General features: G+C 65.0%; 12 protein-coding genes. 3 read left to right on the top strand and 9 right to left on the bottom strand.

The window, feature by feature from the left end:
• Positions 1–6: 6 nt before the first annotated feature.
• The 7 genes from trkA to dusB form a co-directional block, all read right to left on the bottom strand.
• Positions 7–1383: a Trk system potassium transporter TrkA gene (gene trkA / locus IE126_RS07555; RefSeq protein ID WP_054303568.1), complete on the bottom strand. Its 1377-nt coding sequence runs from the start codon at positions 1381–1383 to the stop codon at positions 7–9.
• A gap of 91 nt (positions 1384–1474) precedes the next feature.
• The gene (locus tag IE126_RS07550) at positions 1475–1828 is read right to left on the bottom strand and encodes a hypothetical protein (RefSeq protein ID WP_189380608.1); all 354 of its coding nucleotides are present in this window, start codon (positions 1826–1828) and stop codon (positions 1475–1477) included.
• A 1-nt stretch (position 1829) separates the two neighbouring features.
• Positions 1830–3239, bottom strand: a complete 1410-nt coding sequence (gene ntrX, locus IE126_RS07545; RefSeq protein WP_054303566.1) for a nitrogen assimilation response regulator NtrX — start codon at positions 3237–3239, stop codon at positions 1830–1832.
• Complete coding sequence (locus IE126_RS07540; protein WP_189380607.1) at positions 3236–5482, bottom strand: sensor histidine kinase NtrY-like; 2247 nt, start codon at positions 5480–5482, stop codon at positions 3236–3238. Before IE126_RS07540 ends, ntrX begins: the two co-directional genes overlap by 4 nt.
• A 123-nt stretch (positions 5483–5605) precedes the next feature.
• On the bottom strand, positions 5606–6970 hold the full coding sequence (locus IE126_RS07535) for a response regulator (RefSeq protein ID WP_108126772.1): 1365 nt from the start codon (positions 6968–6970) through the stop codon (positions 5606–5608).
• A complete protein-coding gene (locus IE126_RS07530) occupies positions 6970–8073 on the bottom strand; it encodes a two-component system sensor histidine kinase NtrB (protein ID WP_054303563.1) in 1104 nt (367 codons plus the stop codon). The genes IE126_RS07535 and IE126_RS07530 overlap by 1 nt, the downstream gene beginning before the upstream one ends.
• Entirely contained in the window at positions 8070–9050 is a 981-nt protein-coding gene (dusB, locus tag IE126_RS07525) for a tRNA dihydrouridine synthase DusB (RefSeq protein ID WP_189380606.1), read from the bottom strand. The genes IE126_RS07530 and dusB overlap by 4 nt, the downstream gene beginning before the upstream one ends.
• Before the next feature lie 198 nt (positions 9051–9248).
• On the opposite strand from dusB, the gene IE126_RS07520 reads away from it, so the two are divergent.
• From IE126_RS07520 to IE126_RS07510, 3 genes are read left to right on the top strand one after another with little or no spacing between them, the layout of a single operon-like run.
• Positions 9249–10373, top strand: a complete 1125-nt coding sequence (locus IE126_RS07520; RefSeq protein WP_189380605.1) for a bifunctional 2-C-methyl-D-erythritol 4-phosphate cytidylyltransferase/2-C-methyl-D-erythritol 2,4-cyclodiphosphate synthase — start codon at positions 9249–9251, stop codon at positions 10371–10373.
• Entirely contained in the window at positions 10370–10867 is a 498-nt protein-coding gene (locus IE126_RS07515) for a phosphatidylglycerophosphatase A family protein (protein ID WP_189380604.1), read from the top strand. Before IE126_RS07520 ends, IE126_RS07515 begins: the two co-directional genes overlap by 4 nt.
• Positions 10864–11346, top strand: a complete 483-nt coding sequence (locus tag IE126_RS07510) for a CinA family protein (protein WP_108126778.1) — start codon at positions 10864–10866, stop codon at positions 11344–11346. The genes IE126_RS07515 and IE126_RS07510 overlap by 4 nt, the downstream gene beginning before the upstream one ends.
• Here the strand turns inward: IE126_RS07510 and IE126_RS07505 are convergent.
• On the bottom strand, positions 11308–12387 hold the full coding sequence (locus IE126_RS07505; protein WP_158640434.1) for an AI-2E family transporter: 1080 nt from the start codon (positions 12385–12387) through the stop codon (positions 11308–11310). The genes IE126_RS07510 and IE126_RS07505 overlap by 39 nt on opposite strands.
• A 12-nt stretch (positions 12388–12399) precedes the next feature.
• Positions 12400–12861, bottom strand: coding sequence for a type II toxin-antitoxin system RatA family toxin (locus IE126_RS07500; RefSeq protein ID WP_054303557.1), 462 nt, complete (start codon positions 12859–12861; stop codon positions 12400–12402).
• Positions 12862–12863 lie beyond the last annotated feature (2 nt).

Here is a 12863-nt window from a genome sequence, read left to right as displayed (position 1 = left end):
GCGCCCTCAGAAGAAGTCGATGGAGACTTGCAGCAGCCGCTCCACCTCGGGCACGTCCTTGGCCATGGCAAACATGGCGATGGCATCGCCCTCGTCGATGCGCAGATCGCCAGTGGGCTTCATCACCTTGTCGCCCTTCATCACCGCGCCGACCAGCACGCCTTCGGGAAACTCGATGTCGCGGATCAGCCGCCCGGCCAGCGGCGAAGTGCCCAGAACCTGCGCCTCGATCACCTCGGCCTCGGCATCGCCGATGGAATAGATCGCCCGCACCCGGCCATGCCGGATATGCCGCAGGATCGACGAAACCGTGGTGGCGCGCGGGTTGATATAGGCGTCGATGTCCAGCTCCGCCATCAGGGGCACCAGCGTCGGATCGTTCACCAGCGCAATCGCCATGGGGCAGCCCGCCGATTTTGCCCGGACCGAGACCAGCATGTTGGTCTTGTCGTCATCGGTCACCGCCAGCACCGCATCAGCACGGTCAATGGCGGCTTCCATCAGCAGGTCGATATCCATTCCATCGCCGTTGAGAACGATGGTGCGTTCCAGATTGTCGGCAGCAAATTCTGCGCGGGCGCGGCTTTTCTCGATCACCTTGGCGCGGATGCGGTCGGTTCGTGCCTCCAGCGCTTTGGCGACCTCCAGCCCGACATTGCCGCCACCGATGATGACCACCCGCTCCTGCTTCTTGGCGGCCTTGCCGAAGATATCCAGCGTGCGGCCCACATCGTCGATATGGGTGAAGACATAAATCTGATCTTCCGCGAACAGCTGGTCGCCCGGTTCGGGCGTAAACAGCCGCCCCTGCCGCCGCACGCCCACAACGATGGCGCGCAGGGTGGAAAAAAGCTCGTTCAGCTGCCGCAGCGGCGTGTTCAGCACCGGGCAATCCTCGGCCAGAACAATACCCAGAAGCTGCGCCCGGCCATCAAAGAAGCTTTCTGTATCGAAAGTCGTGGGCGCCGCCAGCCGCTGCATCGCCGCCTCCGCCACTTCCTTCTCGGGGCTGATCACCACGTCGATGGGCAGATGGTCGCGGCGGTAGAGATCGGAATAGATCGCATCCAGATAGTTCTGCGCCCGAAGCCGCGCGATCTTGCGCGGCACGTTGAACACGGAATGCGCCACCTGACAGGTGACCATGTTCACCTCGTCCGAATGGGTGGCGGCGATGATCATGTCTGCATCGCGCGCGCCCGCCCGGTCCAGCACATCGGGATAGCTGGCGAAGCCGGTAATCCCCTGCACATCCAGCGTTTCCGTCGCCCGGCGCACCAGATCGGCGCTCATGTCGACCACGGTCACATCGTTGCGTTCGCCCGAGAGGTGGCGGGCGATCTGCCAGCCCACCTGTCCCGCCCCGCAGATGATCACCTTCATCGGAAACTCCCGGCCCTGATCGGGTCAAGGCATGGCATGGGCGGCCGATGGGGTCAAGAAGCGCGCGGCCCTCCCTGACCTGTGGTCAGGGTCACCGCGTGTGAACCTCGTGCCCCTGCCCGGCTTCGCCTTCGATGCGCCAGACCCCTTCCAGCCGCCCCGGCCCTACCTGTCGCAGCACGCCCAGCAGATGCCCGCCCATGACCGAGCCGATGACCAGCCTGTCACCGTCGATCAGACAGATGCCTGGCATCGGGTTGTCGCCGTCGCCCGCATAGGTCGCGGTGCAGGCGCCGGTCGCGTCAGTGGCCAGTTCCATCACATCGGTATAGGACGAGCCATCCAGATCGGTGCCCGCCACGTCATAGATGCCCGGCAGGATCGGCTCGGCCAGCGCCGCGCCCGCCGTCAGGAAAACCAGACCGAGGCCGAAGGCGCCGCGCATCTCAGTCCTCGCCCTCGTCATCCTCGTCCATCTCGCCCGCGCCGCGCGCCTTGGCGCCGGTCACCACGCCAAGCGATTTCAGCTTGCGATGCAGGGCCGAGCGCTCCATGCCGACGAAATTCGCCGTCCGGCTGATATTGCCACCGAAACGGTTGATCTGGGTCAGCAGATATTCCTTCTCGAACAGCTCGCGCGCCTCGCGCAACGGCAGGGTGGCGAGCTGGCCCCCGATCACCAGCCGCCCGTCATCGCTGCCGCCGCTTTCCTGTCCCGGCAGCTCGCGCGCTTCGATGGGGCCGGAACCGTCACCGAGAATCAGGATGCGCTCGATCACATTGCGCAACTGGCGCACGTTACCCGGCCAGAGCATCGTTTGCAGCATCGCCTCGGCATCCGAGGTCAGCTCGCGCTGCGGCAGGCCCTGGCTGCGGTGGAACATCTCGATGAAATGCCGGGTCAGTTCCGGGATGTCATCGCGGCGTTCCTCCAGCGAGGGCACGGCAATCGGCACCACATTCAGCCGGTCATACAGCTCCTGCCGGAAGCGTCCGGCGGCAATTTCCGCCCGCAGGTCGCGGGTGGTGGAGCTGATGACCCGAAGGTCCACGCGCACCTTGTCTTGTCCGCCCGCGCGGGTGAACTGCTGTTCCACCAGAACACGCAGGATTTTCGACTGGGTGCCCAGCGGCATGTCGGCCACTTCGTCGAAGTAGACAATACCGCCATGCGCCTGCTCCAGAAGCCCCGGTTCGACACCGCGTTCAGGCGTCTCGCGACCGAACAGCACCTCTTCCATCCGCTCGGGTTCGATGGTGGCCGAGGTGACGGTGATGAAGGGCGCACCGGCACGATTGGAATGGGTGTGGATATAGCGCGCCGCCAGTTCCTTGCCCGATCCGGCCGGGCCGGTCAGCATGACCCGTCCGTTCGACTTCGTGACCTTGTCCAGCTGGCCCTTCAGCGCCCGGAAGGCCACTGACCCGCCCAGCATTTCCGACGAGGTCACATCGCGGCGGCGCAATTCGCTGTTTTCGCGACGCAGGCGCGAGGTTTCCATCGCGCGGCTGACTACGACCATCAGCTGATCAATGTTGAACGGCTTTTCAATGAAATCGTAGGCGCCCTGTTTGATGGCCGCCACCGCGATCTCGATATTGCCATGCCCCGAGATGATGACCACCGGCACATCCGGGTTGTCGCGCTTGACGGTCTTCAGAATGTCGATCCCGTCCATCCGGCTGTCCTTCAGCCAGATGTCGAGGATCATCAGCGCCGGTTGTTCGGCATTGATCTCGGCCATGCAGTCGTCGGCATTGGCCGCCAGCCTGACCTGAAACCCCTCGTCGCGCAGGATATCACCGATCAACTCGCGGATATCCCGCTCGTCGTCGACTATGAGAATGCTGCTCATGCGTCCTCCTGGCCTTCCGTGGCCGTTGTTCTGCCCCGTCCGCGTGCCGGCCGCACCGCCCTTGGCAGGCGGATTTCGGCCATGGCGCCGACGTGGGAATTGCCTTCGAACAGCGGGGCATCGGTCAGCACAAGCGCCCCGCCATGTTCCTCGATGATCTTCTTGACGATGGGCAGGCCGAGGCCCGTGCCCTTGTCGCGCGTGGTCACATAGGGCTCGAACAGCCGCGCGCGGTCGGGCGGCAGGCCGATGCCATTATCGGCGATGGTGATATGCGCTTCCTGCGCATCCACCACCAGTGCCACCCGGATTTCCGGGCGGTAGCCTTCGGGCGCGCCCTTCTCGATCAGCCCCTCGACCGCCTCGCCCGCGTTCTTGATCAGATTGGTCAGCGCCTGCCCGATCATGGTGGCATCCAGTTCCATCGGCAGCGGCGTGTCGGGCAGGTTGGCGGTCAGCGTGACATCGGGCAGCCCCATGTCCTGCAACACCACCGCATCGCGGACCAGCTTTACCAGATCGGTTTCGCGCCGGTCCGGTTCGGGCATACGGGCGAATTTGGAAAACTCGTCCACGATCCGGCGCAGGTCATTGGTCTGCCGCACGATGACTTCGGCATACTGGTCAAGGTCGGCCGCCTGATCACCCACCAACGGGCGGAACTTGCGCTTGATGCGTTCCGCCGAAAGCTGGATCGGGGTCAGCGGGTTCTTGATCTCATGCGCGATGCGGCGGGCAACGTCGCCCCAGGCCGCCATGCGCTGCGCGCTGACAAGCTCGGTCACATCGTCGAAGGCCACAACGAAGCCTTCCAGCTTGCCGCTGTCGTTGCGCCGCACGGCCATCCGCACCAGAAGGCTTTCCATGCGGCCATTGCGGGTCAGTCGGATCTCCTCCTGCACCGCCGCGCCGCCGCCCTGGCGCAGCCGGTCGAACAGCGCCGCAAACTCCGGCACCGCCACCGCCAGCGCCATATCCGACTGACCGTCGCGGAAATCGAGCAGCCGCTCCGCCGCGCGATTGACGAAATCCACATCGCCCTCGGCATCAAGGCCGATCACCCCGGCTGTGACGGAGGACAGCACGCTGTCGAACAGCCGCCGCCGCCGCTCCGATTGCCGGTGGCTTTCCATCAGCGCGTCGCGCTGGCCCTTCAGCTCGCGCGTCATGGTGTTGAACACCCGGCCGAGGGTGGCGATTTCGTCGTCGCCCTCCTCCTCGATCACCTGCACGTTCAGGTCGCCCTCGCCCACACGCGCCGCAGCCGAAGCCAGCCGCCCCACCGGCCGGCTGAGCCGTTCGGCAAACCACAGCCCCAGCCAGATCGCCGCCAGAATGAGGATCAGCGCGAACCCCAGATACAGCAGCCCGAATTCGAACAGGATGCGCCCGCGCGCCTTTTCGACCTGCTGATAGAAGCGCACGGTTTCCTTGGTTTCATCCAGCAGGCTCAGCAGATTTCCATCCACCTCGCGCGAGATATAGAGGTAACGGTCGGCAAAGGCATCCAGATGCACCAGCGCGCGGAATTCGTTGTTGTCCCAATCCTGTATAACGACAACCTCACCCTTCTGCGCGCGGGCGATCTCGTCCGGTGCGGGCTTTTCGAAGTCGAACAGATAGGATTTGTCGCCGCGCGTGCGCAGTTCACCACCGCCATCAATCAGGAAGGCCTCGCGCAATCCGCGCTGCACCCGCTCCTGCGCATCGGTCAGCACCGGGCGCAGCTGGTCATCCTCCAGAAAGAAGGTCGATTGCTTCGTGACATTGATATAGGCGGCCAGTGCCTCGGCATCCTGCACCAGCGCCTCGCGGTGTTCCCGTTCATAGGCTTCGGCAGCAGCCATCGAGGCCCCGACCACACGCTGCACCCGATCCGAGAACCAGCCCTCCAGCCCGACATTCACCGTCAGCACGGCGAAGACCGCCACCAGAACCGTGGGGATCAGTGCCACCAGCGCAAAGACCCCGGTCAGTCTGAGATGCAGTGCCGATCCGGCGGATTGCCTGCGGCGATCCGCGATCATGCGCATCACCCGCGCCAGAACGAGGGCGGCAACGACCAGTGCGTAAACAAAATCCGCCAGCAGGATGACCCGCAGGCTGGACGAGCTGGCGCCATCGTTCATCGGCCCAAGGACCAGCAGGGTCGCAATCACCAGCACCGGGGCCAGCACAACCAGACCAAGGGTCATGGCCGTCTGCACCCGCCGCTGTCGCCGCAACCGGGAAAGCCGGATCATCCAGCCGCTGTTCGCCGCAGCGCGCACTCTTGCCCCCAATCCGTCCGGGGCCCTGTGTCCCCGCAGCCATATCTTGCGGCGTGAGTCGGGCAAAACCCGAAAGACACGCCATATGTTGCGGTTTTACATCAGTTTGCGGCGGCGTGTCACGCGAATATCCAGCTCGGTGATCTTCTTGCGCAAGGTATTGCGATTGATCCCCAGAAGATCGGCACATTTCGCCTGATTGCCCCCCGTGGCATCCAGCGCAATCTCGATCAGGGGTGCCTCAACCTCGCGCAGGATCCGGCCATAAACGCCGGGCGGTGGCAGTTGCCCGCCGTGCAGATCGAAGTAGCGCTTCAGATGCCGCGCGACCGAAGCGGACAGTTTGTCGCTTTCGCCGATGCCCTTCATCGGTTCGGGCAGCGGCAGGCTGCCGATGGCCGATTCGACCTCGACGCGGCTGATCTCGGGTTCCGAGGAGGTCACCATCAGCCGCTTCAGCGTGTTTTCCAGCTGGCGCACATTGCCCGGCCAGCTATAGGCCCGCACCAGTTCGCGGGCCTCCGGCGAAAGCCGCCGCACCGCGCCGAAGTCACGCTCGCCCCGCGCAAGGAAATGCTCGGCCAGAAGCGGGATGTCATCCACCCGCTCCCGCAGGCTCGGCACATGCAGCGTTACGCCGCCCAGACGGTAGAACAGATCCTGCCGGAAGGCGCCCGCCTCCATCCGGCCCGCAAGATCGGCCTGCGAGGTTGCCATGATACGCGGCGCATTGTCGCCCAGCATGTCGAGCATACGGACGATGCGTGCCTGGGCCTCGTCATCCAGATCTGCCACCTCGTCGAACACAAGGCTGCCACCGCGCGCCCTGGACAAAAGCGTCGCAGGCCCTTCCAGCCCTTGCAGATCCGCGGCCTGCGCCACCACGAAAGGCATGGTGCGCCGGTCTGAAAAATCGTGGATCGCACGCGCGATGAGGCTTTTGCCGGTGCCGCTTTCCCCGGTGATCAGCACCGCCAGATCGGTGTTCATCACCCGCGCGACCAGCCGGTACAGCGCCTGCATGGCCGGCGTCCGCCCCACCAGCGGAAGGTCGTCGGCGGAATCGCGCGGCGCACTGGCCTGCTTGGCCGGGCGGCGCTTCACATCCAGTGCGCGGGCCGACCGCTTCATCAGATCGGGCAGATCAAAGGGTTTGGGCAGATAGTCGAACGCCTCGGCCTCAGCGGCCTGAATTGCCGTCATGATGGTGTTCTGAGCCGAAATCACGATAACCGGCAAACCGGGCCGCATCCGCCCGATCTTCGGCAGCGCCTCAAGCCCGTTGCCATCGGGCATGATGACGTCCGAAATCACCAGATCGCCCTTCCCCTCTTCGACCCAGCGCATCAGCGTCACCAGCGAGGAGGTCGCATGCACCTTGCACCCCGCGCGGGTCAGTGCCTGGGTCAGCACCGTGCGGATCGTGCGATCATCGTCGGCAACCAGAACCGTACCATCCATCAGCCAGCTTCCTTCTTCTGCAAGTCACGCGGCGCCACGGGCAGCGACACGCGGAATACGGTGCGGCCGGGGACGGAATCGACCCCGATCCAGCCTTCATGTTCGGTCACGATCTTCGACACCAGCGCGAGGCCCAGCCCCGTGCCGTTTTCCTTGCCCGAGACGAAGGGCTCGAAGATCTCGGCGGCGATGCCGGGCGGCAGGCCGGGGCCATCGTCGATGATTTCCACCTGAAGCGGCAGCGCCTTGCCGGTGCCATCCCGGCGGCGCAGGCGCAGCGACAGGTCATAGCGGGTGCGCAGCGTGATCGTGCCCCCCTGCGGCCCCGCCGCCTCAGCCGCGTTCTTGATGAGGTTGAGGAACACCTGCATCAACTGGTCGGGGTCGGCATGGGTCGGCGGCAGCGAGGGGTCGTATTCCTCGACAAAGCGCATCTTGGCGGCAAACCCCATCATCGCCGACTTGCGCGCCCGGTCCAGCGCGTCGTGGATGTTGACCACACGGCGATCCGGCGGACGGACATTGCCGAACTGCTCCACCTGTTCCAGCAGCTTCACGATGCGGCGGGTTTCTTCGACAATCAGATCGGTCAGTTCGCGGTCCTCTGCCGAGAGGCCCATGGACAGAAGCTGCGCCGCCCCGGCAATGCCTGCCAGCGGGTTCTTGATTTCATGCGCCAGCATCTCGGCCATGCCGATCGCTGATTTTGCCGCTGTCTTGGCCGCCCCTGCCCGGCCCAGCCGGTCGGCAATCTCGCGTGGGGAAATCAGCAGCATCAGCACATCGGGGTTGTCGGCCATCGGCGCGATCTGCACCGTGCATTGCACTGGCGGACGCTCGCCCGTCGTCACATCGACATCATTGATGAACAGTGCCGACTGGTTGGCACGGGCCCGCGCGAAAGCCTCGTCCATTTCGGCGTCGATATGAATGCGGTCAAAGACCGGCTGGCCCTTCAGGCTGCGGGCCGAGGCATTGAGAAACAGCTCAGCCGCCGGGTTGGTTTCCAGAATGCCGCTCTTTTCGTCGACCAGCAGCGCCGGAATCGGCATCGAGGCCCAGACGACACCCGGAACCGGATAGGGCTGCCGGTATCCTTTCATGCCGCCGCCCTTTCCTGCTGCCGGAAGGTCTCGCGCAGAGCGCGCGAAACCTGCGCAGGCACTTCGCCGGTGATGATAGGCCCTCGCGCAGCCTCAAGCCCCGCCACTTCCAGATACCAGCCCAGATGCTTGCGCGCGATGCGCAGCCCGAGGTCGACGCCATAGAAGGCCAGCATCGCCTCGTAATGCCCGATCACCAGATCGGCCAGGGCATCGCCCTGCGGCACCTGCGGCAGCGGTTTGCCATAAAGCGCCGCCGCCACCTGCGCCAGCAGCCAGGGTCGCCCCTGCGCGCCGCGCCCGATCATCACCCCATCGGCGCCGGACTGCCGCAGCGCCTCGGTCGCCGCTTCGGCATCCACGATGTCGCCATTGGCGATCAGCGGCACGCTCACCATCTGTTTTACCGCGCGGATCGCCGCCCAGTCGGCCTGACCCTTGTAGAACTGGCAGCGCGTGCGGCCGTGGATGGTGACCATGCGCACGCCTGCGGCTTCGGCCCGCCGGGCAAGTTCCGGCGCATTCATCAGATCATCGTCCCAGCCCAGCCGGGTCTTGAGCGTCACCGGAACCTGCACCGCGCCCACCACCGCCTCGATCAGCCGCAGCGCATGGTCCAGATCCTTCATCAGCGCCGAACCGGAATAGCCGTTCGTCACCTTCTTCGCCGGGCAACCCATGTTGATGTCAATCACGCGGGCGCCCTGTCCCTCGACATAGCGCGCGGCTTCGGCCATCCACCATGGATCACGCCCCGCAAGCTGCACCGAGGTCGCGGCCTCGCCAAAGCCCAGCTCCGCCCGCGCGCGGGCCAGCGGGCGGGCCTGCACGACCTCCTGGCTCGCGACCATTTCGCTTACGACCAGCCCCGCGCCGAACGAACCGACCAGCCGGCGGAACGGCAGATCGGTAATCCCGGCCAGCGGTGCCAGCAGCACCGGAGGGTCAAGCTGGATGTCGGCCAATTGCAGAGGCACCTTGGGCGTTCCTTGTCTGTTAATTCGGCAGCTACCCCTGCCACGGGCGGGTGACAACGGCAAGACGCCGCAAATCTGTGCGGAAAACCGACATCGCACAAATTATAGGCAATTATTAGCCCCGCTGCCACCGCATTGTCAGCACGCGGGCCTTGGCCTATGCAATGCGGCATAGACGTCAGGCCAAGGGAGACCCGCATGACGACAGCCGCCATCATCGTCGCCGCAGGGCGCGGCAGCCGCGCGGGAGGCGAGATTCCAAAGCAATGGCAAAGCCTTGCCGGGCGTCCTGTGCTGGCCCATACGCTCGATGCCTTTGCCGGGCTGCGCCGGGTGCTGGTGATCCATCCCGGGGATCGCGCGAGGGCCGGGGCTTTGGGCAGCGACGCCCTGCTGGTGGACGGCGCCGATACCCGAGCCGGATCGGTGCGCAACGCGCTGGAGGCTCTGGCGGGCAGCGATGTGACCCGCGTGCTGATCCACGATGGCGCACGCCCGCTGGTTTCCCCTGCGCTCATCGCCCGGATCGCCGCGGCGCTGGATCATGGCCCTGCCGCCGCCCCGGCGCTTGCCGTCACCGATGCGCTGTGGCGTGGCGAGGCCGGCGTGGTGAGCGGAACGCAGTCGCGCGAGGGGTTGTGGCGCGCGCAGACGCCACAAGGCTTTCGGCTGGCGGAAATCCTTGCCGCCCATCGCGCCCATCCCGGCGAGGCCGCCGATGATGTGGAGGTTGCGCGTGCAGCCGGTCTGCCGGTTGCCATCGTGCCCGGCGAAGAGGACAATATCAAACTCACCTTTCCCGGCGATTTCGCGCGGGCGGAGGCCATTCTGAAAGGGCGCGGCATGGAGATACGGCTGGGCAACGGTTTTGACGTTCACGCTTTCACCGAGGGCGATCACGTCTGGCTGTGCGGGGTAAAGGTGCCGCATGACAAGGCGCTGCTGGGCCATTCCGACGCCGATGTCGGGATGCACGCGCTGACCGATGCGATTTACGGCGCACTGGCACAGGGCGATATCGGGCGGCATTTCCCCCCGTCGGACCCGCAATGGAAAGGCGCCGAAAGCCATATCTTCCTGAGACATGCCATTGAAATGACGCGCGAAATGGGATTTGTGCTGTCCAACTGCGACGTGACCCTGATCTGCGAACGCCCCAAGGTTGGCCCGCATGCCGAAGCGATGCGTCGCGCGCTGGCTGCGATCATGGGGGTTGAGGTTCACCGCATCAGCGTCAAGGCGACCACTTCTGAACGGCTGGGGTTCACCGGCCGCGAGGAAGGTATCGCCGCCATCGCCACAGCCACGCTGGTGCAGCAATGATCCGGGTTCTGAATACCTTCTTCGGTCTTGGGCTGCTGCGCCCCGCGCCGGGCACCTGGGGCTCGGCCGGGGCCATCGTTCTGGGCGTTGCCATCGACCGATACCTTGGCTTCCCCGCATTGGTTCTGGCCACGATTCTGGTGACTTGTCTTGGTTTCCTCACCTGTCGCGCGGCGCTTGCCGACCGACCGGGCGAAGACCCGTCCGAGATCGTCATCGACGAGGTGGCAGGACAATGGCTCGCCCTCCTGTTCCCCGCCTTCGCCTTCTGGCAGCGCGGGCTGGAGGATTGGGCCGTGACAGCCTATCCCGGCTGGGTCGCGGCCTTCCTGTTCTTCCGCCTGTTCGACATCTGGAAGCCCTGGCTCGTCGGCCGGGCCGACCGGCGCGACGACTGGAAAGGCGTGATGCTGGATGACCTTTGGGCGGGGCTCTTCGCCGGCATCGCAGTCATCATTGCGGCAGGAATCGCCCATGGAGTGCTCATGCGATGAACGTTTCAGATCTTCTTGATCTTGCACGGAAATCCGGTGCGATCCTCGCAACTGCGGAAAGCTGCACAGGCGGCATGATCGCAGTGGCTCTGACCGATATCGCCGGGTCATCCGATGTGTTCGACCGGGGTTTTGTGACCTATTCCAATGCCGCCAAGCAGGATATGCTGGGTGTCCGCGCCGAGACGCTCGCCGCCCATGGCGCAGTGTCAGAGGAGGTCGCGCGCGAGATGGCTGATGGCGCCCGCGCGCATTCCCGTGCCACGCTGGCCGTCTCGGTCACCGGCATCGCCGGACCGGGCGGCTCAGAGTTCAAGCCGGAAGGTCGCGTCTGTTTCGGCCTGTCGCAGGAAGGCCGTGCAACCCTTTCCGAAACCGTGGAATTTGGTCCGCGTGGCCGAGCGGCGGTGCGCGCGGCCACGCGGGATCATGCGCTGGCGCTAATCGCGGCGGCCCTCGCCGATCCGCCCGTCGTTTGACAGCAGGATCGCGGCCGGACGGGTGAAGGGAATCGCGCCCAGAACCGCAAGGATGATCACCGTCATCGGCACAGCGAGCACTGCGCCCGGCAGACCCCAGAGCGAATACCAGGATGCAAGGCTGACCAGCACCATCATCGGGCTGAGGTTGATGCGGCGTCCCATCACATGCGGCTCAATCAGCGAGCCGATGATGAATTGCAGCGCCGACAGGATCGCCATGGTCAGGAAGGCATGCTTCAGATCGCCGGTCTGCGCCAGCGCCATCAGCGAGGGCGCCACCACCCCGGCGGCGGACCCCAGATAGGGCGTGTAGTTCAAGACCCCGATATAGATGGCCCAGAAGCCCGCCAGCTCGATCCCCATGATCTTCAGCCCGAAATAGGACAGCGCGCCGAGGATGATGTTGATGACGGTCTTGACCGCCAGAAAGCCGCCGATCCGGCTGTTTATATCGGTCGACAGCGCGATGAGCTGCGCGGCCCGGTCGCCCTGCGGATAGGCCATGTGCAGCTTCTTCACGAAGCCGGTGTATTCCAGCATCAGGAACGAGGTATAAAGCAGGATCAGCACGATCAGCCCGCCAAGGCTACCCAGGGCGCCCAGCGACTGCCGGGCCACGCCCTGAAGATCGACATTGCTGGTGACAATCTTGCTCAGCCCGCCGGGAATGTGCTTGTCGATCTCGAACCGCGCATCAAGTTCGGCCACCAGACCGAGGATATTGCTGGAATAGGCCGGAAGGCGCTGCACCAGAACCTCGCCATTCGAGCGCAGCGTCGCCACCAGCAGGAAGATCGCCACCACGAACAGTGCGAGCACCGCGCCATGTCGCAGGATCAGCGGCAGACGACGCAGGCCCGGTACCCGGCTCATCCAGTCCACCACCGTCCAGAGCACGAAAGCCACCACCGTGGCAAAGGCCAGCGGCACCAGTACGCCCTGCGCGATGTAAAGCATCCAGACGACAAGCGCGAACAGCCCCACCGCCGCAAATGCCGTGATCACGGCCAGTGGCCGCGTCTCGATGCGTTTGGTCATCATTCCTCCCGTTCAGGCCGTCCGGCCCGGGCCATAAAGTTCCACCGCGCGCCGCTCGAAGGCGCGCACCACCCGCTGCATGGCCTCGTTGAACACAACACCGATAATGCCCTGCAAGATCGCGTTGCGAAACTCGAAATCCACGAAAAACTCCACCTCGCAGCCACCTTCCACATCGCGGAAGGCCCAGTTGCTGCGCATATGGCGGAACGGCCCGTCCAGATATTCGGTGTCGATCCGCATGTCGGCAGGCCAGAGCGTGACCCGGCTGCCGAACCTTTCGCGAAACACCTTGAACGAGATCACCAGATCCGCCTCCATCAGCTCGCCCCCGCCCGCCACAGGCTTGCGCGACCGGATGCGTGCCGCCGCCGTCCAGGGCAGGAACTTCGGATAGGAGCCGACATCCGCCACGAGGTCATACATCTGCTGCGCCGTCCATGGCAGCACCCGTTTCTCGTGATGTGTGGGCATGT

Source organism: Gemmobacter nanjingensis, assembly GCF_014652195.1.
Classification (GTDB): Bacteria; Pseudomonadota; Alphaproteobacteria; order Rhodobacterales; family Rhodobacteraceae; genus Gemmobacter; species Gemmobacter caeni.
Note: the sequence above shows the minus strand (reverse complement) of the source record. Positions and strands in the feature narration are given on the sequence as shown.

Excerpts from the sequence above, each read along its gene's own strand:
- IE126_RS07540 (WP_189380607.1), bottom strand. The coding sequence starts at position 5,482 with ATGATCCGGCTTTCCCGGTTGCGGCGACAGCGGCGGGTGCAGACGGCC.
- IE126_RS07515 (WP_189380604.1), top strand. The coding sequence starts at position 10,370 with ATGATCCGGGTTCTGAATACCTTCTTCGGTCTTGGGCTGCTGCGCCCC.
- IE126_RS07520 (WP_189380605.1), top strand. The coding sequence starts at position 9,249 with ATGACGACAGCCGCCATCATCGTCGCCGCAGGGCGCGGCAGCCGCGCG.
- trkA (WP_054303568.1), bottom strand. The coding sequence starts at position 1,383 with ATGAAGGTGATCATCTGCGGGGCGGGACAGGTGGGCTGGCAGATCGCC.
- IE126_RS07510 (WP_108126778.1), top strand. The coding sequence starts at position 10,864 with ATGAACGTTTCAGATCTTCTTGATCTTGCACGGAAATCCGGTGCGATC.
- IE126_RS07505 (WP_158640434.1), bottom strand. The coding sequence starts at position 12,387 with ATGACCAAACGCATCGAGACGCGGCCACTGGCCGTGATCACGGCATTT.
- IE126_RS07550 (WP_189380608.1), bottom strand. The coding sequence starts at position 1,828 with ATGCGCGGCGCCTTCGGCCTCGGTCTGGTTTTCCTGACGGCGGGCGCG.
- IE126_RS07535 (WP_108126772.1), bottom strand. The coding sequence starts at position 6,970 with ATGGATGGTACGGTTCTGGTTGCCGACGATGATCGCACGATCCGCACG.
- ntrX (WP_054303566.1), bottom strand. The coding sequence starts at position 3,239 with ATGAGCAGCATTCTCATAGTCGACGACGAGCGGGATATCCGCGAGTTG.
- IE126_RS07530 (WP_054303563.1), bottom strand. The coding sequence starts at position 8,073 with ATGAAAGGATACCGGCAGCCCTATCCGGTTCCGGGTGTCGTCTGGGCC.
- IE126_RS07500 (WP_054303557.1), bottom strand. The coding sequence starts at position 12,861 with ATGCCCACACATCACGAGAAACGGGTGCTGCCATGGACGGCGCAGCAG.